Genomic DNA, 21,634 nt, shown 5'->3' with positions numbered 1-21,634 from the left:
GAGGCTATGGCCGCGCGATGCAATGCGCTCGCCCGCGTGTTTGCCCTTGGAGAAACTATGTCGATTCCCGTCCGTGCGCTTGGCGCCGCCCTGCTGGCCGCCGCTCTCGGCACCTCCGCCTGCGCGCCTGTGCGCACGCACCAGGGCTATGTGATCGACAAGGAGCTGGTCGATGCGATCCAGCCCGGCGTCGATAATCGCGAATCGGTGCTGCAGACGCTCGGCCGCCCGACATTGACCAGCCAGTTCAACGAAGGCGAATGGTATTACGTCTCACGCGAGAGCAGCAATCTCGGCTTCCAGAGCCCCAAGGCGAAGACCCAGGAGACGCTGCGTGTCCGCTTCGACGCCAAGGGTAACGTCGTCGCCGTCGACCGCACCGGCGCCGAGCTGATCGCGTCGATCGATCCCTATGGCAAGACCACCCCGACGCTGGGCCGCAAGCGCAGCTTCTTCCAGGATCTGTTCGGCAATATCGGCACCGTCGGCGCGCCAGGCGCCGGCCCGGCGGGCGGCTCGGGCCAGTAAATTCGCTTTAGCTTGGAACCGGCGTTCGGCCGCGCCGGGATACGCCAGCGCGGCCGGTGCCTGTTGGCACGGTCTCCGAAAGGGGAAGGGGACCGAATCGCACAACGCGCTGCCTGGCATTTCGGTCCCTCAACGACCCTCACCGGATCGTGAAAATCACCTGATCGACGGTGCGCCCACCCAGGTCGATGAGCCGCAGCCGGTGCTGGCCGCGCGGCGCCAGAATCAGCGGCCGCGATTCGGCCGATCCGATCTCGCGGTTGTCGAGCACCAGCCGGTGTCCGAGCACCTCGCCGGTCACCGAAACCGCCAGCCGCTGATTGTCGCGCGGAATGTCGGGATCGAGGGCATAGACACTGCCGCCGACCGGATTGACGATCCGCGGCCGCCGCGCCGCCGCCGGCACGGCCGCGACCCGGCTGAGCGCGGTCCCCGCGATGAAATATTCGCGCCGCGGCTGCTCGATGCCGCCTTCGAAGGCGATCGCGCGCTCCTCGATCCCCGGAGGCCGCGCCGGCGCCTTCCCCGCTCGTTCCTGATGCAACGCCATCATCAGGTCGCGCCACACCGGTGCCGCGCCGCTGGTGCCCGATACCGCGCGCATCGGATCGCCTTCGAGATTGCCGACCCATACGCCGACGGTGAAGCGGTCGGAGAAGCCGATACACCAATTGTCTCGCATCGCCTTCGACGTCCCCGTCTTTGCCCCCGCCCAGAAGGGCAGCCGCAGCGCCGAATCGATCCCGAACGTGCCAGCACGCGCATTGGGATCGGCGAGCATGTCGGCGACGATCCATGCAGCCTGCGGGGTGGTCACGCCGCGCAGGGCTTCGCGCTTGTCGGTCGAAACGATCCGCAGCGGACTCCAGCGCCCGCCCATCGCCAGGCTGCGATAGGCCGCGACCTGCTCCATTAGCGTCACTTCCGCCGAGCCGAGCGCCAGCGAATAGCCATAATATTGCCCGTCCTCGACCAACCCGCGATAGCCGGTATCCCACAACCGGTCGCGAAACGGATCGACTCCGACGAGCAGCAAGGTCCGCACCGCCGGCACGTTGAGCGACCCCGCCAGAGCGATCCGCGCCGATACCGGACCCTTGAACGCCTTGTCGTAATTCTGAGGAACGTAGAGCCCCGACGCGGTGTCGAGCTGGACGGGCGAATCGTCGAGGATCGAAGCGGCGGTGAGGTAACCCTTCTCGATGGCCTGCGCGTAGAGGAACGGCTTTAACGTCGATCCCGCCTGGCGATAGGCGGCGGCGCCATCCACCGCCGGCGCCGTCGATTCGCCGCCGATCCCGCCGACATAGGCCAGCACATCGCCGGTCGCGTTATCGACCACCACCGCCGCGCCGTCGCGGGCGCGGGTCCCACCCAGCCCCTGTAGCTGCCGCTTTAGCGCCGCGATCGCCACGCGCTGGATGTTGAGATCGAGCGTCGTCGTCACCTTGGCGCCCGGCACCGTCAGCAGCCGCGCGCTGAGATGCGGCGCCAGCCCCGGATCGAGCGCGAGGCTGCGCGCCGGCCCGAGCATCGATGCCGCCGCCCCCGCGAACCGGCTGCAATCCTTGTCGTGGCTGAGCGCGCAGGCTCGCGCCGCCACCTTGGTCGCCCCGGCGCGCGGATCGGGGAGCAAGGCGGCGAGCAGCAGCGCGTCGTCGCGACTGAGCGCGGCCGGCGTCTTGCCGAACAGGCCGAGCGCCGCCGCGCCGATCCCCTGCGCCTCGCCGCGAAACCCGGCAAGGTTGAGATAGGCCTCTAGGATCTGGTCCTTGCTCCACGCCCCGTCGAGCGCATCACCCGCGCGCATCTGGCGGAGCTTGTCGATCAGCCCGCGGCTGCCCGGCGCGGAAAGCTCGGGCGCGAGATACGCCGCGACCTGCATCGACAGCGTCGAGGCCCCGCGCGCCCGCTGCCCGGAAAGCCGCGCGCGCACCGATCCCAACGTCGCCAGCCAGTCGATCCCGCCATGGGAGCGAAACCGCCGGTCCTCGGCCGCGACGAGCACGTCGCGCGCGACCTGCGACACATCCTCCAGTTTCACCCATGCCAGCCGCCGCGCCCGATAATCGACGCGCGTCGAATCGATCAGCCGGCCATTACGGTCATAGAGCCATGCCTCGGATGCCTGCCAATGCCCGCGTACCGCCGCATAGCCCGGCATCGCCGGCGGCAGCGTCGTCCACCACAAGGTCGTGAAGCCCGCCAGCAGCACCGCGCTGGACCCGAGCACGATTCGCCGGGGCGTGATCACCCCGCGCCAGCCGCGCTCCCGCCAGGCCTCGCGCTGCCGTCCGAACCAGCCGTGCAACCGCTCGGGCGTGTCGTCGATCCAGCGGACGGCGCGCTTGAGCCGCTCTCGCCAGACTTCGGATTCTTTCCAGCCGCGCATGGCTCAGCGCGGCGCACATATCCCCAACCCGTCGTCCCCGCGAAAGCGGGGACCCAGGGTCACGGGCGATACACTACTTGGCTCTGGATCCCCGCTTTCGCGGGGATGACGGCAATAAACCTTCACCGCTGGGCGACCACCATCGGCTGGTTCGGGATCTGCGCGCGGATCTCGGGCGAGTACATCGCCTCGATCCGCGTCGCCGGCAGGCTGAACGTCCCAGCCGCATCGAGCCGCATCACATAGGAGATGGTGAAGCTGCCGCGCGGCACCCAGCCATAATAGGCCCGCCACGCTTCGCGTCCGCGCTCGATATAGCTTGGGGATACGCCGTCGCTGGTCCCGCCCTGGCTGCCGAGCATCTCGGACTGGCCGCCGAGATTGCCGACGATCGTCGCGCCGGTCGGCACCGGATCGTTGATCACAACCCAGTTGCGCTCGGCCGAGGCTTCGACGCTGATCGTGACCTTGACGACGTCACCGCGCGTCCACGCGTTCGGCACCGCCTGCTTGACCGCCTCGACTTTCCTGGTCGCCTTGTATCCGGCCATCAGCGGCTGGGTCAGCGGCACCGCCGCCTTGACCCGAACGAACGCCCACGGTCCGGCGCCGCCCGACTGGGTCAGCGCCAGCGGGGTGGTCTGCGCGGGCAGCGGCAGCGTGAACAGCCGCTGCGGCTCGAGCAGCGGCCAGCTGCGGCTGACCGTCGCGCTGCCGAGCGTCGCCGTCGTGATCCCGGCGATCGCCTCGGCCGGATACGCCGCCATGAACTTGCGCGCGGCGATCGTGCCCCAGGCATTGGCCGGCGTCGTATCCCAATGGCCGCGCTGCTGGCGCATGGCGAGGCCGACCATCATCTTGGCGGTATCGTCCTGCCAGCCGGGGCGGCCGAGCGTCGACAACAGCGCCTTGATCGCCGCTTCGTCGTCGGAGGCCATCAGCCACCACGGCATATTGCCCTTGTCCGAGATGTCGATCCGCGTGCCCTCATAGACCAGGCGCTTGCGCAGCGTGGCTTCGGCGTCGAGGCGAAGCTGCTGGCCATTGGCAAGGCCAGACACCTTGCCGAGCGCCACCGCATAATCGGCGAGCGACGATGTCGGCATTTCCGCCACGCCGATCCCGACCTGGCCGACCATGTTGGGGGTTGCCGCGCCCGCGCGCGCCAGCGCATTGAACGCCGCCAGCCGCTGGAGACGGACATCGCCATAATCCTCATGGCGAAGCCGCCCGTCGAGCACGCCCTTCAGCGCCTCGATCATCTTGGCGCGCGGCCCTTCGGGAAGCGGCAGGCCCGCTTCCGAGGTGATGGCGAGGATATAGGCGGTCAGCGATTCCGAACCCGGCCAGTCGCCCGGGAAGTAGCGCAGCAGTCCGTCATTATCGAGATAGGCGGGCATCTCGCCGGCGATCAGGTTCCACGCGCCGGTATCGCCCAGCGCGATCGCCTTCGACGTGCGTTGCTCGAGACAGCTATAGGGATAGGCCGCCATATAGTCGCGCACGCCCTGCAGCGGCGGCGCGAGCGTATCGGCGAGGCTGACCTCGACCATCCCGAAGCCGGGCAACGCGCCCGCCGGCGGTGCGATCGAGAAGCTGGTCCCGCCGTCGATCCGCGCCAGGCTCGCCGCCCAGGTCTCGACCGGAACCGCGGGAATGATCTCCTGCACGGTCGTCACCCTGTCGGTCGCCTTGCCGTCTTCGGAGCGCGCCGAGACCGTCCAGGTCACCTGCCCCGCCGAGGCCGGCGCGGTCAGGTTCCACACCACCGGCGCGGCGCCGCCCGCCGGAATCTCGACCGTCAGCGCCTTGCCCGTCGCCACCTTGGGGCTGAGCTCGACCGTAGCGGTCACCTTCATCGGCTTGCTCGAACCGTTGCGCAGCGTGAACATGCCGCCGAACGTATCGCCGGTACGAACAAGCTGCGGCACGCCGGCATAGATCGACAGATCCTGCGAGGTTCTGACGCTGGCGGATCCGGTGCCGAACAGTTGCGCGCCATCGGTGGCGATCGCGACCAGCTTGAACGACGACAGCGCATCGTTGAGCGGCACGTCGATGCGGGCATGGCCATTGGTATCGAGCGCGACCTTGCCCTTCCACAGCAAGACCGGCTGGAAATTCTCGCGGTTGAGCCCGGAGAGATCGCCGCCACCGCCGCCGCCGGCCTCGACCGCCTTCTTGCCGTAATGCCTTTTGCCGACGACCTGCGTCTGCGCGGTCGAGGTCAGCACCGAGATCGGGCGATCGCCCATCATTGCGGTCAGCACATCCCAGCTGTCGTTCGGCGCGAGCTGGAGCAACGCCTCATCGACCGCCGCGAACGCGACGTCCGCAGTCGCCGCCGGCTTGCCGTCAGGGGTCTTGACCGTAACGTCGACCGCCGCGGTGTTGCGCGCGCCATAGGTCGCCTTGTCGGCCTTCACCGCGACATCGAGCTTATGCCCTTCCCAGCCGACCTTCACCTTGGCGATGCCGAGGCGATAGGCGGGCTTGGCGAGATCGACCGTCGCCGTCTCGCTCGGCCCGTCCTTCGAGAACGGCATGCCCCAGTTCTTGGCGAGGTCGGCGGTCCACTGGCTCCAGCCCGAGACGCGCCCGCGCACCGCCATCACCGATACGAACACATCGGGGGCGTAGGCGGCCGGCATCGGCACTTCGATCACCGGATCCTTGCCCGTCAGCCCGACGACGAAGCTCGAAAGCACGCCTTCGCGCTCGACGGTCACCAGCGCGGTCGCGTCGCGGAACGGCATCCGGACCTGGAATTTCGCGGTCTCGCCGGCCTTGTACGAGGTCTTTTCGGGAATGACGTCCATGCGGTCGCCATTGTCGCCGCCAAACCACCAGTCGTCGTCGCCGACCAGCCACACCGACTGGGTGGCACGCGCGACATTGCCGTTGGCATCCTTCGTGGTCGCCACCGCATAGACTTCGCCCGATACGCCCGGATCGAGCGCGCACTGGGCCAGCCCCTGCGCGTCGGTGGTCGCCGAGCAGGTGCTGCTCAGCCGCGTCGTCTTCATCTGGTTGTCATAGGCGTAGAAGCCGCCGATCAGCCGCCGCCGTGCGGTCAATATCTCGCGGCTGTAGAGCTCGACCGAGACCGACTGGTTGGCGAGCGGCTTGCCCGAGGTATCGAGCGCGACGAAGCGCAGGCGCAGATCGTCCTGCTTCATCAGCCAGCCATCGGTCTTGATGCCAAGCTGGACTGCGGACGTATAGATCGGGATGCGCCGCGACGCGGTCAGGATCTGGCCGTTGGCGTCCTGATAATCCATCTCGATCGCCATCGAGGTGCGCTGCTCGAAGGTCTGCGGTACCTCCACCGTGGTCCGCGCCGTGCCGTCGCCGCCCAAGCTGACCGGCAGCGTCTGGGTCGGCGGCAACTGGACGGTTTCGTCCTCGCCCTCGCCGTCCATCGGCTTGGTGCCTTCGGTCATCGCCCGGCCGCCAAAGCTATAGCCTTCATAACCGTCGGGCGTGTCGCTGCTATTGTAATAGCCGACGCGCAGCTCGACCGGCAGATTGGCCGCGCCGCCGCCCGAGAGATAGCCGACGAAAAGGTCCAGCGGCAGCGAGGCCGGCCGTACCGCGGCCTCTTTCGGCCCGTTCACCGTCGCGCGCATCGTCGGCAGCTTGTATTCATCGACCTTGAACGATTGCTGCGTCCAGATCGTCTTGTCCTCGCCGCCCTGCTTGACGAGCACCTGGACATCGTAATCGCCCATCTTGGCGCCCGCCGGCGCGGTCCATTCGGTCTCGCCGACGCCATTGGCGTCGATGGTCAGCGGCAGATCGTAATTGGTGTCCGATCCGCGGTGCGACAGGCGCAGTTTGCCGGTGAAGGCCGGCGACATGCCGAAGCCGGCGGCGATCGGCTTGCGGACGATATGCTTCATGTGGATCGTTTCGCCCTGCCGGACGAGGGCGCGATCGAAGACGGTGTGGAACACGTCCTCGGCGGCGCTGTAGCCATAATTCAAATCGAAGTCGTACGGGCGGATCCCCTGACCCCATTCGGTGAGGGTGAAGCTGAAATCGTCGCCGCTGCGCGCCGAGATCATCAGCGGGGAATTGTTACCGTTCTCGCAACTCGCATAGGTCTCCGGCTCGGGCAGCCCGGCGGGGACGGTCAAGCGTCCCGAGGCATCGCTCTTTCCCTTGGCGAGCACCTGCCCCGTGCAGCTGTCGGTCACCTGCACATCGGCGCTGACCCCCGCGCCGGTATCGAGCGCGGTCACCCAGACCAGCGACTGCTCGCGGCCCCATTTGAAATGCACGCTCATATTGGTGACGAGCGCGCCGGCCGCGACATAGCGCGGCGCGTTGCGACCGAGCAGCGCCTGTCCCAGCATCGGCGATGCCAGCTCGACGATATAGAATCCGGGCTTCTCCAGCGGAATCCCGACGACTTCGAATTCCTTGCCCTTGCCCGGCAGGCCGAGCTTGAACGGCTTGCCGGTGGCCGGCGTCAGCAACGGCTTGGCGCCGGTCTGATTGATGGTGACCGTTTCCTTGCCCTGCTTGACCTCGTCGGATTTATCCTCGGCGGCATCGTCGAGCGCGCGCAGCCATTTGGCGATCTCGCCGTCACCGCCCTCGACCTTGAGGCTCTGTCCGCCGACATCCATGCGGCTGCCGCCCAGCTCGGCCTCGACGTTGCGCACCGTGACCGGCAGCGTCGGCACGCCCGCCTTCGCTTCGATGATGCCGAAGTCGGCGGCGAATTTCACCAGCGGCGGTGGTGCATCGAACTTCACGTCGAGCGGGAAGCGTTCTGCGTTGGAAAGCTTGCGTCCGCTCTCATCCACCACATCACCCGGCAGACTCAGCTTGGCGGTGAGCGCGGCCGGCAACGGCGCCTTGAACTTGAGGTCGCCGACAAACGCCTTGTTCTTGTCATCGTCGTTGAAGATCGGGGTCAGCTGCTTGCCGTCGGGCAGGGTGATCCGCACCGCTTCGGCCTGCGCCTTGGCGATCGGCGCGGAGAAGCGCACCCAGGCATCCTTGACCGGGTTGCAGCCCGCCTGCGGATTGACCCGCGAGCATTCGAAGCGCGCCGCGAACGGCTTGCGCACAGTGAAGTCGAAACGCTGATCGGCGCCGGCGGCGCGGCCCGACGCGCTCTTGATGTCCTTGCCCCAGACGACCGCGACATCGCGACCAGGCGGCAGCGGACGGCGGCACTTGAGCGCGACGACGCTGGCGAGCGCCCTGGCGCGATCCTCGGCGGCGGCGGGCAGCGCCTGCGGCAAGCCCGAATCGTTCAGGAAGCTCTGCACTTCCCAGCGATCGGTGCCGAGATCGGCGAGCAATTTCGGCGCGGTATCCGCCGGCAGCACATCGACCGGAATTTTCTCGCCGACGCCGTCCACCGCGCAATAGGCGTTGGCCGCGACCGACGCCGGATCGGGAGCGAGATTGGCCGAGACGAGGAAGACCTGGTCTTCCTCGATCTCGCTGCCATAGCGGCTCGGCAGCACTTCGCGGGCGATCGGCCCGCCGCTATCGACCGTGAATTCCGACTGGCCGACCACGGCATAGCCCGACAGGCTCTTGAGCTTGTCGCGGTTCTTGAACTTGCAGGTGATGCCGCCGGGGAGCGGGCTGGCGAACTCGTAGACGAAGGTCTGCTGATCGACCCAGCGGCCCTCGCCGCCGATCGGACATTCAACCGTGAAGGGCGAAGCCGCGCGCGGATCGCCGAGCGGCACCATCGCCGTGTTGAAGCGAGCGGTGAAGCGCTCGATCGCGCCATTGCCCACGCCGGGTGTCGCCATTTCGACTTGCGGGCTGCTGTCGCCAAAGGCGGCGATCGCTCCAAACGGTGCGGCGACAAGCGCCAATATCCCGAGCCGAGCAACGAGCTTCATGGCAACTTCCCCTGTGGCAGCGGGAAGCACCCTATCGTGCGCGGACAACTAGTCCAACTGCGAATTAACCTTTGCCGGCTGATCCGTTTCGGACCCATCCCCGATTGCGACTCCGTTTCGGATGGTTTTCCCTCCGTTTTGGGGAGGATAGCCGGTGGATGGGGGAATCTGGATCGCGGCGATCGATGCCGCCGCGCGCGAGGCGACACTGTTCGCGGCGGTGTGGTTCCTGGTCGGCGGGCTCGACGATCTCGCGATCGATGTGATCTACGCCGCGCGGCGGCTCAAGGCGCGGCTGCGCCCGCCGCGCGGCACGCCCTCGCCGGAGGACGCGCCGCCACCGGGCCGGATCGCGGTGTTCATTCCCGCATGGGACGAATCAGCGGTGATCGGCGCGATGCTACACACCGCGCTCGCCCGCTTCGATCATGGCGACTATCTTCTCTATGTCGGCACCTATCCCAACGATCGCGCCACGATCGAAGCCGTCGCGGTGGTCGCTCGCGACGATCATCGCGTCCGGCTGGTGATCGGCGCGGAGGCAGGGCCGACCACCAAGGCCGATTGCCTCAATGCGCTGTGGCGAGCGATGCTCCGCGACGAAATTGCCGAGCGCGCGCCGGTCTCGGCGGTCGTGCTCCACGATGCCGAGGATGTCGTCCACCCGCTGGAACTACGCGTCTACGCGCAATGGCTGCGGCGCTACGCCGCGGTCCAGCTGCCGGTGCTGCCGCTCCCGCATCCGCGCTCGCGCTTCGTCGCCGGGCATTATTGCGACGAATTCGCCGAAGCGCATGCCAAGTCGCTGGTCGTCCGTCAGGCATTGGGCGCGGGAATGCCGCTCGCCGGGGTCGGCTGCGCGGTGCGCCGCGAGATGCTCGAGCGGATCGCCGATGCGCGCGGCGGCGTGCCCTTCGATGCGACCAGCCTGACCGAGGATTACGAACTGGGGCTGACGGTGGCGGCGATGGGCGGCGAAACCGCGCTCGCCCGCGTCGCCGAGCGGCCGGGCGGACGTCCGGTCGCGGTGCGCGCCTATTTCCCCGACACGCTGGGCGGAGCAGTGCGGCAAAAGGCGCGCTGGTTGAATGGCATCGCGCTGGCCGGATGGGACCGTATCGGCTGGGGCCATGCCGGTGATATCGGCGATCACTGGATGCGGATGCGCGACCGCCGCGCGACGCTGGCGATGCCGGTGCTGGCGATCGCCTATGGCGCGCTGGTGATCTGGGGCACCTCGGTCGGCGCGCATATCTTTGCGAGCAGTCCCCCGCCCGCATTGCCCCCGCTGATGCAGGCATTATTGTGGGTCAATATCGCCTTGCTCGGCTGGCGTTTGCTCGTCCGCGCACTGTTCGTCTGGCGCGGCTATGGCTGGCGCGAGGCGATGTGGTCGGTGCCGCGCGTCTTTATTGGCAATATCATCGCCTTGCTCGCGGCGCGGCGAGCGTTGCTGGCGTATGTGACGATGCTGGCCGGCGCGACGCCGCGCTGGGACAAGACCGATCATCAGTTCCCGGACCATCCTGAGCGCGTAACCGCGTGACCGCACGCGGCCGACCGATTCGCTTCGTCGGGCTGGTTTGCATCATTTGGGTAGGCGCGCGTGTGGCATGGTTGTGGCCGCAGACCGGCTCCCTGCCTGATGCGATCGAGGCGCTGGTCCCGCTTGCCCGCAGACCAGTTGCCAAGCCACCGACTACTCCGGCAGCCGAAACCCCTTTTGCGCTGCGTCTACCCGCGCATCACCTTGGCAGGAGCCTGCCACGCCGTATCGAAACCAGGCCCATTTTACCGACCCTCGCTGTCCAGCCGATATTTACGGTGCAAACCCTGACGATACCGTCGCTACCGAGCGCCCAGGCACCCGACCGTTTCGAGCCGCCACAAGTCGTGCTGTCACAGCCACCGCATACCGCTTCTCCGCCAGAGCGCTGGTCCGCAAGTGGATGGCTCGTCGCACGCGGTGGTCAGGGTACCGGCACAGCGCCGGGCGGGCAATTGGGTGGCGGTCAAGCCGGTTTGCGAATCGCGTATCTGCTGGCGCCACGACAGCGCATAGCGCTGTTCGCGCGCGGCAGCGCGCCGCTCGCCGGCAGGGGCGGCGAAGCCGCGATCGGAATCGAATGGCAACCGTGGAAGGCGCCGGTCCGGATCGCAATCGAGCAGCGCACCGGCGTGGATGGTGCGGTGGGCGGCACCGGCGCCGGAATCGTCGCCGGGCTGTACCGCGAGACCAGGGCCCTCCGCCTCGAAGGCTATGGCCAGGCCGGCGGGATATTGCGCGGGCGGATCGACCCCTATGCCGACGGTGCGATCCGCATCACCCACCCGGTCCTGACGCGCATCTCGCTCGGTGCCGGCGTATGGGGCGGCGCGCAACGTGACGCGCAGCGGCTCGATATTGGTCCGTCGGCGACGCTGTCGCTGGGCAAGGCGCGCCTCTCGCTCGACTGGCGCCAGCGCATCGCCGGCCGCGCGCGGCCAGGTTCGGGACTGGCGCTGACGATTGGCGGCGACTTCTAGCGCCAAGCCTTTTGCACCGCCGGGCGCGACGCGGTATCGCGCTCAGCCAATGGACCTCTACCTTCCGATCGCCAATCTCTCGGTCAACGCGCTGGTCATCGCCGCGCTGGGGCTGGGCGTCGGGTTCCTCTCGGGGATGTTCGGCGTCGGCGGCGGGTTCCTGACCACGCCGCTGCTGATCTTCTACGGCATTCCACCCACCGTCGCCGCCGCCTCGGCCGCGAGCCAGGTGACCGGGGCGAGCGTTTCCGGCGTGTTCGCGCACCTCCGCCGCGACGGCGTCGATATCCATATGGGTCTGGTGCTGATCGCCGGCGGCGTGATCGGCAGCGTGGCCGGCGCGGCGCTGTTCACGATCCTGCAGGCGAGCGGGCAGATCGATACGGTGATCGCGATTCTCTATGTGCTGATGCTCGGGTCGATCGGCGGACTGATGCTCCACGAATCGATCGGCGCGATCCGCGTGACGCAGGGTCGCGCGGCGGCGAGGCCGCGCCGCCGCCGGCATCATCCGCTGGTGGCGATGCTGCCGCTGCGCTGGCGCTTCTATCGCTCGGGTCTCTATATCTCGCCGCTAGCGCCGCTTTTGCTCGGCTTTTTCACTGGCATCCTGACCGTACTGCTCGGGGTCGGCGGCGGCTTCGTCCTCGTGCCAGCGATGCTCTATCTGCTCGGCATGGGCACGCAGGTCGTGGTCGGCACTTCGCTGTTCCAGATCCTGTTCGTCACCGCCGCCGCGACGATGGTCCACGCCACCACCACCAAAGCGGTCGATATCGTCCTCGCCGCGCTGCTGCTGGTCGGGTCGGTGGTTGGTGCGCAGATCGGCGCGCGCTTCGCCCAGAAGATGAAGCCCGAATATATGCGGCTGGCGCTGGCGATCATCGTGCTGGCGGTGGCGCTGCGGATGCTGCTCGGCCTCGCCTGGCGTCCCGACGACATCTATACGGTCGAATTGCTGTGAAGCGCCTCGCGGCCCTTTTGCTCGCGCCGCTGCTGATGGGCCAAAGTCAGACGGGCCCCAAGCCGGTGCTGGTGCCCGACGTCTCGCAGCGCGATATCGAGATCGCATATTCCTTTACCGGCGCCGAGCTGCTGCTGTTCGGCGCGATCCTCTATCCCGGCGGCCGCGCGCCCGCCGATGGCGAGAAACCGGCCGACATCGTCGTAGTCGTCAAGGGCCCGACCCAGGCGGTGCAGGTCCGCGAGAAGGAGAAGGTCGCGGGCATCTGGGTCAATGCCGAGCGGATGCGCTACCGCTCGGCGCCGAGTTTCTTCGCGGTCGCCTCGTCCAAACCGATCCGTACCCTTGTCGATGAGCGCACCCGGGCGATCTACGAACTCGGCGTCGACAGCCTTCAACTCTCCCCCGCATCGGGCGCGGCGCCGGCGGTGCAGGACCGTTTCGACAAGGGCCTGGTCGATCTGCGCACCCGGGCCGGGCTCTATTACGAGGCACCCAAGGCGGTCGAGATCACCGACGGCGTGCTCTATCGCGCCCGCGTGCAAATTCCGGCGCGCGTGCCGGTCGGCAAATTCACCGCCGAGACCTTCCTGATCCGCGACGGCCGCGTCCTCGCCGCCGCGGTGCGTCCGATCGACATCCGCAAGTCCGGCTTCGAGCGCTTCATCGCCACCAGCGCCGAGGATCATAGCTGGATCTACGGGATCGTCGCGGTAGCGTTATCAATCCTGTTCGGCTGGGGCGCGGGCGCGATCTGGCGGCGTTTTTGATTGAACGCACATTGCTGCCGCCACGCGTTTTCTAACCACCGAAAAACACACCGTATCTTTACTTCCCGCGCGCAAAAAGGGCCTGACAACGGGGAGCAACCGATGGAAGGCCAGTTCGGCGCGCGCGATTTCGAAGGTGCGACGCCTCTTTCTTCGGACGCTGCCGCACCCGCGCGTGCCGCCATCCAGCCGATCGGCGCGGTGCTGGAAATCGCCGGCTCGTCGAGCCAGATCCTGCTCGACCCCGATGCCATCGAGGCGCTGGGCGGCAATTCGGACAACGCCATCGCCAATGCCGGCCAGGTCGGTGCACAGGTCAAGATGCGCGTCGGCTCGACCTGGCTGATCGCCAATATTCGTTCCCTGAAGCTCGACGGCGAGCATATCGCCGCGCAGATCGACTTCCTTGGCGAAGGTGATGAGGAACGGCTTACGGCCAAGCTCTACAAATTCCGCCGCGGCGTGACCCGCTATCCGACGCCGGGCTGCCCGGTGTTCCCGGTCTCGACCGCCGATCTCAAGCAGATCTACGCCGCCGAAGACCGCGCCCATATCGAAATCGGCCATGTCTATCCGACCAGGGACATCCGCGCCGCGCTCTATGTCGATTCGATGCTCGGCAAGCATTTCGCGCTGCTGGGATCGACCGGCACCGGCAAATCGACCGCCGCCGCGCTGATCCTTCACCGCATCTGCGAACGTGCGCCGCAGGGCCATATCGTCATGGTCGATCCCCACGGCGAATATGCCAGCGCCTTCAAGAACACCGGCGCGCTCTACGACGTCTCGAACCTGCAGATGCCGTACTGGCTGATGAACTTCGAAGAGCATTGCGAGGTCTTCCTGACCACCCAGGGCTCGGACCGCCAAGTCGATGCCGACATCTTCGCCAAATGCCTGCTCATGGCCAAGTCGAAGAACCGCCTCGCCGCCGAGATCGGCAAGCTCACCGTCGATGCGCCGGTTCCGTATCTGCTCAGCGACCTGACCCAGATCATCCAGCTCGAAATGGGCAAGATGGACAAGGCGACCGACACCGCCCCCTATCTGCGGCTCCGCTCCAAGATCGACGAGATCAAGGCCGATCCGCGCTATGCCTTCATGTTCTCGGGCATGCTCGTCGCCGACACGATGGCGCAGTTCATCGCCCGCATCTTCCGCCTGCCCGGCGAGGGCAAGCCGATCTCGATCATCGACGTCTCCGGTGTGCCGAGCGAGATCACGTCGGTCGTGGTGGCCGTTCTGAGCCGCATGGTGTTCGACTTCGCGATCTGGTCGCGCGGCGAGGCCAAGCGGCCGGTGCTGCTCGTCTGCGAGGAAGCGCATCGCTACGTCCCCAACGAGCGCAACGCCGACGGGTCCTCGGTCGGCCGCATCCTCAGCCGCATCGCCAAGGAAGGCCGCAAATACGGCGTCTCGCTGGGCCTGATCACCCAGCGCCCGTCGGACCTGGCCGAAGGCGTGCTCTCGCAATGCGGCACGATCCTGTCGATGCGCCTCAACAACGAGCGCGACCAGGCCTTCGTCAAGGCGGCGATGCCCGAAGGCGCGCGCGGCTTTCTCGATTCGATTCCGGCACTGCGTAACCGGGAGTGCATCGCGGTCGGCGAAGGCGTCTCGACCCCAATCCGTCTGCTGTTCGACAACCTCGAAGAGAATAAGCGCCCGGCGTCCGAAGACCCGCTGTTCAGCGAGCTGTGGCGCGAGAGTGGTGGCGAGGATCAGATCCTCGACCGCACGATTCGCCGTTGGCGCTCGCAGGGCAAATAAGTCGCTACTGTTGGAGAAGTGCGGCTTAGCTTCGCACTTTTCACGGTGGTTGTGAAATTTCGTTACGCGCTGATGTAACAATGCTGCGCCAGCAAAAATGGCGGCGAAGCACAGCGCGACGGTCATGCGGGAAGAATGACAGGTTCGGGCGATGTAGGACAGCTCTCCGCCCCTCCAGGGAGAGAGCGCCTAAAACTCAGTCGTCGTCCGTTTCGAGGCCATGCCCCACCGGCACCGCCAGCATCGCGCCGAGCTTGGCGCGGAACTGGCCGAGGTCGCCGCCGGTCAGCTGCTTGGTCGAGCTGAACGACACCGAGCGCGGATTGATCGCGACGCCGTTGCGATACCATTCGTAATGGAGGTGCGGGCCGGTCGAAAGGCCGGTATTGCCGACCGCGCCGATCTGCTGACCCTTGCGGACGATTTGCCCGGGGCGGACATAGATACGGCTGAGATGGCCATAGCCGCTGCCATTGCCGCCGCCATGGCTGATCTTGATGAGGTTGCCATAGCCCGAGCTGCGCCCGGCGATCTGGACGGTGCCATCGGCGGCGGCATAGACCGGCGAGCCATAGGCCGCGGCGATATCGATGCCCTTGTGCATGCGGGTATAGCCGAGGATCGGATGGCGGCGCATGCCAAAGCCCGAGGAGAAGCGGCCATTGGCGGGCATGCCCATCATCCCGGTAGTCTCGCCCTTGCCGGCGCCGTCATACCAGGAGGTCTTGCCGTCGGCTTCCCAGGGTAGCATCTGGACATTGTTGGCGCAGCCGCTGACCCCGGCATACATCAGATTGCCGAGCTGGACCTCGCCGGTCTCGGCGCGGGCCTGGCCGATGATGATGTCGAACTTGCAGCCCGAACCGAGCCGCGACACCGGCACGCGGCTGGCCAGCGTCTTGATATAGGCTTCGACTGCCTTGGCCGGAGCGCCGGCGGCGCGCGCCGAGCGATAGAGGCTGCTGCCGATCGTGCCCTGGATGCGCAGCGGCGTCCGGTCGATCGCGATCGGGATTTCCTTGAGGCTCAGGCCACCGCCATTGCGGGCCACTTCGAGCTTGAGATCGAATCGCGCGCGCAGCGCCAGCTTTTCGAGCGGGCGCGGCTGCGACTTGTCGACACGACGGCCAAGCGTGAGATCGAGCATCGTGCCGGGCTGGATATCGCCCAGCGCCACGGCCTTGGTGATCAGCGCGCCAATCGCGCTCGCATCGCCCTTGCCGACGCCCGAGCGCTGCAGCGCGCCGAGCAGGGCATCGCCCGAGGCGAGCTTGACATCGAGATTGATCATCGGCCGTTCGGGGGTGTCGGTGAGCGGCGCGACCAGCTTCGACGCGGCGACGCGGTAACCGGTGGTGGCGCCCTGGCCGAGCGGCAGGATCGATTGCGCGCGGGTCGCGTCGAATTCGGCGCCGGTCATCTTGGGCGGAACGGTGCCGTAGATCGGGTTCTCGAAGCCGGGCGCGAGGAGAAGCGTCAGCGCGCACAGGCCGATGCAGGTGGCGGCGCCGCGATACCAGGTGAGCGTGCCGATGCGCGAGCCGAGATCGGGCATGACATCGAAATCGGAGAAGCGGCGGCGGAATTTGGCGGTGAACACCTGGGGCGCAGGCGCGAGGACGCCAGCTCCGGCGCCTCCGATCATCCCGCTGCTGTCATCGCTACGCACGAACAAAGGCTGACGCCCCCCAAAATCGGTCCGCAAATGATGCCGCATCCCCCGGCTCCGGGTACGATCACTGTGGAGGAGGCACGTTAAAGTCAAATTAAGCAGCACCCATGGGTGTCCCACCTGCGATGAGTTGTGCCACACCGAAGATGAAGGGATGCTTTCACCAAATCTGCTAACTAAACCAATGTGGTTAACTTGCCCGACCGCCAGCAAATGGTTGCGATTCGCGCGACTCGCGACGATCTTACTGCGTAATGAGTCAGTTCGCGCGTTCGCCGATCACCGCCGTGCTCGGCCCCACCAATACCGGCAAGACCCACCTCGCCGTCGAGCGGATGTGCGGGCACGCCAGCGGCATGATGGGTTTCCCGCTGCGGCTGCTGGCGCGCGAGGTCTATGACCGCGTCGTCCGGCTGAAGGGCGCCGAGCATGTCGCCTTGGTGACGGGCGAGGAGAAGATCCTCCCGCCCAAGGCGAAATGGTTCCTGTGCACCGCGGAGTCGATGCCGCTCAGTGGCGGCATGTTGGCCGGAGCCGACGGCAGAAACGCGCGGGAGTTCGCGTTCGTCGGACTGGACGAGGCGCAATTGGGCGCCGATCCCGAACGCGGGCATGTGTTTACCGACCGCTTGCTGCGCGCGCGCGGTTTCGCCGAGACGATGATATTGGGATCGGATTCGCTCAAACCCATGCTGCGGGCGCTGGTGCCCGATGCCGAGATCATCGGCCGGCCGCGCTTCTCGACGCTCAGCTATGCGGGCGCCAGGAAATTGTCGCGGCTGCCGCGGCGCAGCGCGATCGTCGCGTTCAGCGCCGAGGAAGTCTATGCGGTGGCCGAGACGCTACGGCGCCTGCGCGGCGGCGCGGCGGTGGTGATGGGGGCGCTGTCTCCGCGCACCCGCAACGCCCAGGTCGAGATGTTCCAGGCCGGCGAGGTCGATTATCTCGTCGCCACCGATGCGATCGGCATGGGGCTCAACATGGATGTCCACCATGTCGCCTTTGCCAGCCTCACCAAGTTCGATGGGCGCCGCCAGCGCCGGCTGACCGTGGCCGAGATGGCGCAGATCGCCGGTCGCGCCGGGCGGCACCAGAAAGACGGGACGTTCGGGGCGCTGAACGAGGAAGGGCCCAACGCCTTCACGCCCGAGGAAGTGCTCAATATCGAGGCGCACCGGGTGCGGCCGCTGGAAAGGCTTTATTGGCGCGAGGGCGAGCCGGATTTTGCCAGCATCGACGATCTGATCGCCAGCCTGGAGGCCAAGCCCGAGCATGAAGTGCTGCGCGCGGCGCCACAGGCGATCGATCTGGCGGTGCTCAAGCGGCTGGCCGACGAGGCATGGGTGCGCGACCGCGTGCGCTCGCCGTTCATGGTCGCGCGGCTCTGGGCGGCGTGCGGTCTGCCCGATTTCCGCAAGCTCGGCGTCGATCCCCATGCCCGTTTCGTCGGGCGGCTGTTCGGGCATTTGTCCGAAGGGCGCGGGCATGTACCGCACCAATGGTTCGCCGACGAGATCCAGCGGCTCGACCATATGGGCGGCGATGTCGAGACCATCGCCGGGCGCATCGCCGCGACGCGGAGCTGGGCCTATATCGCCCATCGCCAGGACTGGCTGGAGGATCCGCATCACTGGGCCGGGCGCACGCGGGCGATCGAGGAAAGACTGTCCGACGCGCTGCATGCCGGCCTGACCCAGCGCTTCGTCGACAAGCGGACCACCGTGCTGCTCCGCCAGATCGGCGCCGATGCCTCGAACCTGCCGGTGACGATCGGGCCGGAGGGCGAAGTCAGCGTCGAGGAGCATGTGCTGGGCTCGCTCGAAGGCTTCCGCTTCAAGGTCGATCCGCAGGCGCGGGCCGCGGACAGGAAGATGCTGCTGGCGGCGGCGGAAAAGCGGCTGGCGAGCGAATATCGCAAGCGCGGTGCGGCGCTGGCTGATGCCGAAGACGACGCGCTGGCGCTGAACGGCAAGCTTCTCGAATGGCGGGGTCTGGCGGTCGCCGAACTCGGGCCCGGTGCCAGTCTCGCCCGGCCGAAGATCACACTCGACCGAGCCCTTGACGTGCTCGATCCGCCCGCCCGCATCGCCGTGCGCGAGCGGCTGGAGACGTGGTTCGCGGCGCAGCTTGCCCGGTATCTGCCGGTCTTCGCCAGGCTCGACGCGGCCACCCGCGACAGCGCGGCGAGCGGCGAATTGCGCGCGCTGGCGGGCGCCTTGCTGGAGGCGGGCGGACTGCTACCGCGCCGCGCCGCCGCGCGGCTGATCGATGCGCTTGCGCCGGATGCGCGCAAGACCCTGCGGCGGATCGGGGTGACGATCGGCACGCTCGATTTGTTCGCGCCCGCCCTGCTCAAGCCGCAAGCGGCACGGTGGCGGCGCGAGCTGATGGGACTGAGCGACGTTCCGCCTGACGGTGCGACCGTGCTGCCCCGGGGCGCGCCCGGCGCCGATCTGCCGCACGGCTATCGCCCGCTGGGCGCGCAGGCGGTGCGCGTCGATCTGGTCGAGCGCATCGCCCGCGCCGCGCATGACAGCCGGAAAGGTCGCAAGCCGTTCGCACCCGATCTCGCGCTCGCCACCTCGATGGGGGTCAAGCCCGAGACGCTGGCGCGGCTGATGGCGCAATTGGGGTTCAAGGCCGCCAGGGTCCGTGAGGGACAGCCGCAACACTGGATCTGGCACGGGCTGACTCCAGTCGCACCCGCCAAGGCACCGACCGCCGATAACGCCTTCGCCGTGCTTGCGAGCCTGCGCCATGGCTGAAGGCGAGACGATGCGGCTGGACCGCTTCCTGTGGTTCGCGCGGATCGCCAAGACGCGAGGCGCCGCGCAGGCGATCGCCGAAAAGGGCCTGCTGCGCATCGACGGCCGCCGGATCGAGCGCTCCTCGACGCCGGTGCGAGTTGGATGCATCCTCGCCTTTCCGCTGTTCGGCAAGGTCCGCGTGCTCCGCGTCGAGGCGCTACCCCGGCGGCGCGGCCCTCCGGCGGAGGCGCTGGCCTGCTATCAGGACCTCAGAACTGAGAACGTCTCGCAGGAAGCGCCGATTGATTGACGGGGGGAATCGAGGGGCATAGCAGAGGCCAAATCGTTCGTACCAAGGGGCCCGCTTGCCATGACCTATGTCGTCACCGATGCCTGCATCAAGTGCAAGTATATGGACTGCGTCGAGGTCTGTCCGGTCGATTGCTTCTATGAGGGCGAGAACATGCTCGTCATCAATCCCAACGAATGCATCGATTGCGGCGTCTGCGAACCCGAATGTCCGGCCGAGGCGATCCTGCCCGATACCGAGAACGGGCTGGAGAAGTGGCTGGAGCTTAACCGCACCTATTCGGAGGAATGGCCCAACGTGACGCAGAAGGGCGACGTTCCCGCCGATGCCGACGCGTTCAAGGGCGAAGAGGGCAAGTTCGAAAAATATTTCTCGGCGGAACCGGGCACCGGCAGCTGACGCGCCGAGTCGCGCACTTGACCTGAAAATCGAAAAATCGACGGTCCGCAGCGTCCAGAGGGGCGAAAAGGCTGCGGAGAACCGTAATTTTCCGCACCTGCACAGTGACGCGGGTGTGGTAATTTTATTGCGGGCGTGTTAAAAGGATCGGGACGAAGACGAAAAACCGTCTTTGCCTGGAGAAGCAAATCAGTTTGCCCCGATCGCCAGCCCGGCCGTCTATCGCGCTCGGGCTGACGCCGCAATCGTCGGGGCGGTTTATTCACGGAAAGGTTGCACGCACATGGCTGCCAAGGCGCTGTCCTTCGATGTCGGCGATTATGTCGTTTACCCCAAGCACGGCGTTGGCCGTGTCATAGAGCTTCAGAAACAGGAAATCGCGGGGATGCAGCTCGAACTGTACGTCCTCCGCTTCGAAAAAGAGAAGATGACCCTGCGCGTTCCGACCAACAAGGCGGAAAGCGTCGGTATGCGTAAGCTTTCGAGCGACAAGACGCTTCGCGAAGCGCTCGAGACGCTCAAGGGCAAGCCCCGCGTCAAGCGCACCATGTGGTCGCGCCGTGCCCAGGAGTATGAAGCCAAGATCAATTCGGGCGACCTCGTGTCGATCGCCGAAGTGGTCCGCGACCTGTTCCGCGCCGAGGATCAGCCCGAGCAGAGCTATTCCGAGCGCCAGATCTTCGAAGCAGCGGCGTCGCGCCTCGCGCGCGAACTGGCCGCGATGGAGCAGATCGACGAGCCGGCTGCCTTGGTGAAGATCGTCGAGATCCTCAAGGTCGCGGCCGCGGTCTGGAACAAGGACAAGGTTCCGGCTTAATCGCGCGCTGGACAACCGATATACAAAGGGGCGGCGGGGAAACTCGCCGCCCCTTTTCTTTTTAAGGCAATCAGTGTATTGTTTGTGCAATACACGTAGTTCGGGAGAGAATGATGCGCCTGTTGATGATCGCCCTGGTGCCGCTGCTGGCAGGCACCGCCGCCTGCCAATCCAAATGGGAAAAGGAAGGCGGCGCGAGCATCGCCCCGAGCGGTCCCGGCGCCTCGCGTACCTATGCGGCGACCGGCTTCACCGGCGTCGATGTCGGCGGCCCCGACGATGTCGACGTCAAGATCGGCAACGCCTTCTCGGTCACCGCCGAGGGCGATCCCAAGGTGCTCGATCAGCTCGATATCCAAGTCGTGGGCGGCAATCTGCGGATCACCCGCAAGGATAGCCGCGGCTCGTTCTTCGACCGTGACCGCGGCGCGCGCATCCACGTCGTGATGCCCAAGCTGAGCTCCGCCGGCGTCAGCGGATCGGGCGATCTCAGCATCGAGCGCGCCGAGGGCGACGTGTCCGCCGCCATCTCGGGATCGGGCAATATCGACATTGCCGAGCTGAAGGGCGGCCTCGCCACCCTGTCGGTCGCCGGATCGGGCAGTATCTCGGCCAAGGGCACGACCGAGAAGCTTGCCGCCTCGATCGCCGGTTCGGGCGATATCGATACCAGCGGCCTTACCGCCAATAGCGGCGAAGTCTCGATCGCCGGTTCGGGCGACATGCGCGGCGTGATCAAGGGCGGCGCGGCGGTCTCGATCGTCGGATCGGGCGACGTCACGCTGACCGGCGGCGCCAAATGCGCGGTCAACACCGTCGGATCGGGCGAGGCGCACTGCTCTTGATGGCGTGAGGATCGGGTG

At 66.9% G+C, this 21,634-nt stretch carries 14 protein-coding genes; 11 read left to right on the top strand and 3 right to left on the bottom strand.

The annotated features are described in order from the left end of the window. Nucleotides 1-57 precede the first annotated feature (57 nt). Nucleotides 58-528 (top strand): outer membrane protein assembly factor BamE, encoded by a 471-nt coding sequence (bamE, locus tag KF730_RS00750; RefSeq protein ID WP_294091574.1) that lies wholly within the window; start codon nt 58-60, stop codon nt 526-528. A 139-nt stretch (nt 529-667) separates the two neighbouring features. Here the strand turns inward: bamE and pbpC are convergent, their stop codons facing one another. Then, a complete protein-coding gene (pbpC, locus tag KF730_RS00745) occupies nt 668-2,920 on the bottom strand; it encodes a penicillin-binding protein 1C (protein ID WP_294091573.1) in 2,253 nt (750 codons plus the stop codon). 122 nt (nt 2,921-3,042) lie between these two features. Continuing rightward, entirely contained in the window at nt 3,043-8,796 is a 5,754-nt protein-coding gene (locus KF730_RS00740; protein WP_294091572.1) for an MG2 domain-containing protein, read from the bottom strand. Between the two features lie 154 nt (nt 8,797-8,950). Between KF730_RS00740 and KF730_RS00735 the strand changes: the two genes are divergently transcribed. The 5 genes from KF730_RS00735 (at nt 8,951) to KF730_RS00715 (ending at nt 14,826) form a co-directional block, all read left to right on the top strand. After that, nucleotides 8,951-10,342: a glycosyl transferase family protein gene (locus KF730_RS00735; RefSeq protein WP_294091571.1), complete on the top strand. Its 1,392-nt coding sequence runs from the start codon at nt 8,951-8,953 to the stop codon at nt 10,340-10,342. Between the two features lie 476 nt (nt 10,343-10,818). Then, on the top strand, nt 10,819-11,322 hold the full coding sequence (locus KF730_RS00730) for a hypothetical protein (protein WP_294091570.1): 504 nt from the start codon (nt 10,819-10,821) through the stop codon (nt 11,320-11,322). Between the two features lie 49 nt (nt 11,323-11,371). After that, nucleotides 11,372-12,286 (top strand): sulfite exporter TauE/SafE family protein, encoded by a 915-nt coding sequence (locus KF730_RS00725; protein ID WP_294091569.1) that lies wholly within the window; start codon nt 11,372-11,374, stop codon nt 12,284-12,286. Next, nucleotides 12,283-13,056 carry a TIGR02186 family protein gene (locus tag KF730_RS00720; RefSeq protein ID WP_294091568.1) on the top strand — a complete coding sequence of 258 codons (774 nt, stop codon included), beginning with the start codon at nt 12,283-12,285 and terminating at the stop codon, nt 13,054-13,056. The genes KF730_RS00725 and KF730_RS00720 overlap by 4 nt, the downstream gene beginning before the upstream one ends. Nucleotides 13,057-13,158: 102 nt before the next feature. Further along, nucleotides 13,159-14,826 carry a DUF87 domain-containing protein gene (locus KF730_RS00715; protein ID WP_294091567.1) on the top strand — a complete coding sequence of 556 codons (1,668 nt, stop codon included), beginning with the start codon at nt 13,159-13,161 and terminating at the stop codon, nt 14,824-14,826. Nucleotides 14,827-15,022: 196 nt separating this feature from the next. Here the strand turns inward: KF730_RS00715 and KF730_RS00710 are convergent, their stop codons facing one another. Further along, nucleotides 15,023-16,495 carry a M23 family metallopeptidase gene (locus tag KF730_RS00710; protein WP_294091565.1) on the bottom strand — a complete coding sequence of 491 codons (1,473 nt, stop codon included), beginning with the start codon at nt 16,493-16,495 and terminating at the stop codon, nt 15,023-15,025. Nucleotides 16,496-16,752: 257 nt separating this feature from the next. Here KF730_RS00710 and KF730_RS00705 point away from each other — a divergent pair, with 257 nt between their 5' ends. The 5 genes from KF730_RS00705 to KF730_RS00685 all read left to right on the top strand — a co-directional run bounded on the left by KF730_RS00705 (nt 16,753) and on the right by KF730_RS00685 (nt 21,616). Further along, nucleotides 16,753-19,263, top strand: coding sequence for a helicase-related protein (locus KF730_RS00705; RefSeq protein ID WP_294091563.1), 2,511 nt, complete (start codon nt 16,753-16,755; stop codon nt 19,261-19,263). Then, nucleotides 19,256-19,555 carry a S4 domain-containing protein gene (locus KF730_RS00700; RefSeq protein ID WP_294091561.1) on the top strand — a complete coding sequence of 100 codons (300 nt, stop codon included), beginning with the start codon at nt 19,256-19,258 and terminating at the stop codon, nt 19,553-19,555. Before KF730_RS00705 ends, KF730_RS00700 begins: the two co-directional genes overlap by 8 nt. Before the next feature lie 60 nt (nt 19,556-19,615). Next, complete coding sequence (gene fdxA, locus KF730_RS00695) at nt 19,616-19,954, top strand: ferredoxin FdxA (protein WP_294091559.1); 339 nt, start codon at nt 19,616-19,618, stop codon at nt 19,952-19,954. Between the two features lie 283 nt (nt 19,955-20,237). Further along, entirely contained in the window at nt 20,238-20,771 is a 534-nt protein-coding gene (locus KF730_RS00690) for a CarD family transcriptional regulator (protein ID WP_294091557.1), read from the top strand. A 113-nt stretch (nt 20,772-20,884) separates the two neighbouring features. Continuing rightward, the gene (locus KF730_RS00685; protein WP_294091555.1) at nt 20,885-21,616 is read left to right on the top strand and encodes a head GIN domain-containing protein; all 732 of its coding nucleotides are present in this window, start codon (nt 20,885-20,887) and stop codon (nt 21,614-21,616) included. Nucleotides 21,617-21,634 lie beyond the last annotated feature (18 nt).

It is taken from the genome of Sphingomonas sp. (genome assembly GCF_019635515.1).
GTDB lineage: Bacteria > Pseudomonadota > Alphaproteobacteria > Sphingomonadales > Sphingomonadaceae > Sphingomonas.
This window is presented reverse-complemented; position numbering and strand designations above follow the sequence as displayed.

What these genes read in the sequence shown, in the direction of transcription:
- bamE (WP_294091574.1), top strand. Translation starts at nt 58, where the DNA reads ATGTCGATTCCCGTCCGTGCGCTTGGCGCCGCCCTGCTGGCCGCCGCT.
- pbpC (WP_294091573.1), bottom strand. Translation starts at nt 2,920, where the DNA reads ATGCGCGGCTGGAAAGAATCCGAAGTCTGGCGAGAGCGGCTCAAGCGC.
- KF730_RS00740 (WP_294091572.1), bottom strand. Translation starts at nt 8,796, where the DNA reads ATGAAGCTCGTTGCTCGGCTCGGGATATTGGCGCTTGTCGCCGCACCG.
- KF730_RS00725 (WP_294091569.1), top strand. Translation starts at nt 11,372, where the DNA reads ATGGACCTCTACCTTCCGATCGCCAATCTCTCGGTCAACGCGCTGGTC.
- KF730_RS00715 (WP_294091567.1), top strand. Translation starts at nt 13,159, where the DNA reads ATGGAAGGCCAGTTCGGCGCGCGCGATTTCGAAGGTGCGACGCCTCTT.
- KF730_RS00705 (WP_294091563.1), top strand. Translation starts at nt 16,753, where the DNA reads ATGAGTCAGTTCGCGCGTTCGCCGATCACCGCCGTGCTCGGCCCCACC.
- KF730_RS00700 (WP_294091561.1), top strand. Translation starts at nt 19,256, where the DNA reads ATGGCTGAAGGCGAGACGATGCGGCTGGACCGCTTCCTGTGGTTCGCG.
- fdxA (WP_294091559.1), top strand. Translation starts at nt 19,616, where the DNA reads ATGACCTATGTCGTCACCGATGCCTGCATCAAGTGCAAGTATATGGAC.
- KF730_RS00690 (WP_294091557.1), top strand. Translation starts at nt 20,238, where the DNA reads ATGGCTGCCAAGGCGCTGTCCTTCGATGTCGGCGATTATGTCGTTTAC.
- KF730_RS00685 (WP_294091555.1), top strand. Translation starts at nt 20,885, where the DNA reads ATGCGCCTGTTGATGATCGCCCTGGTGCCGCTGCTGGCAGGCACCGCC.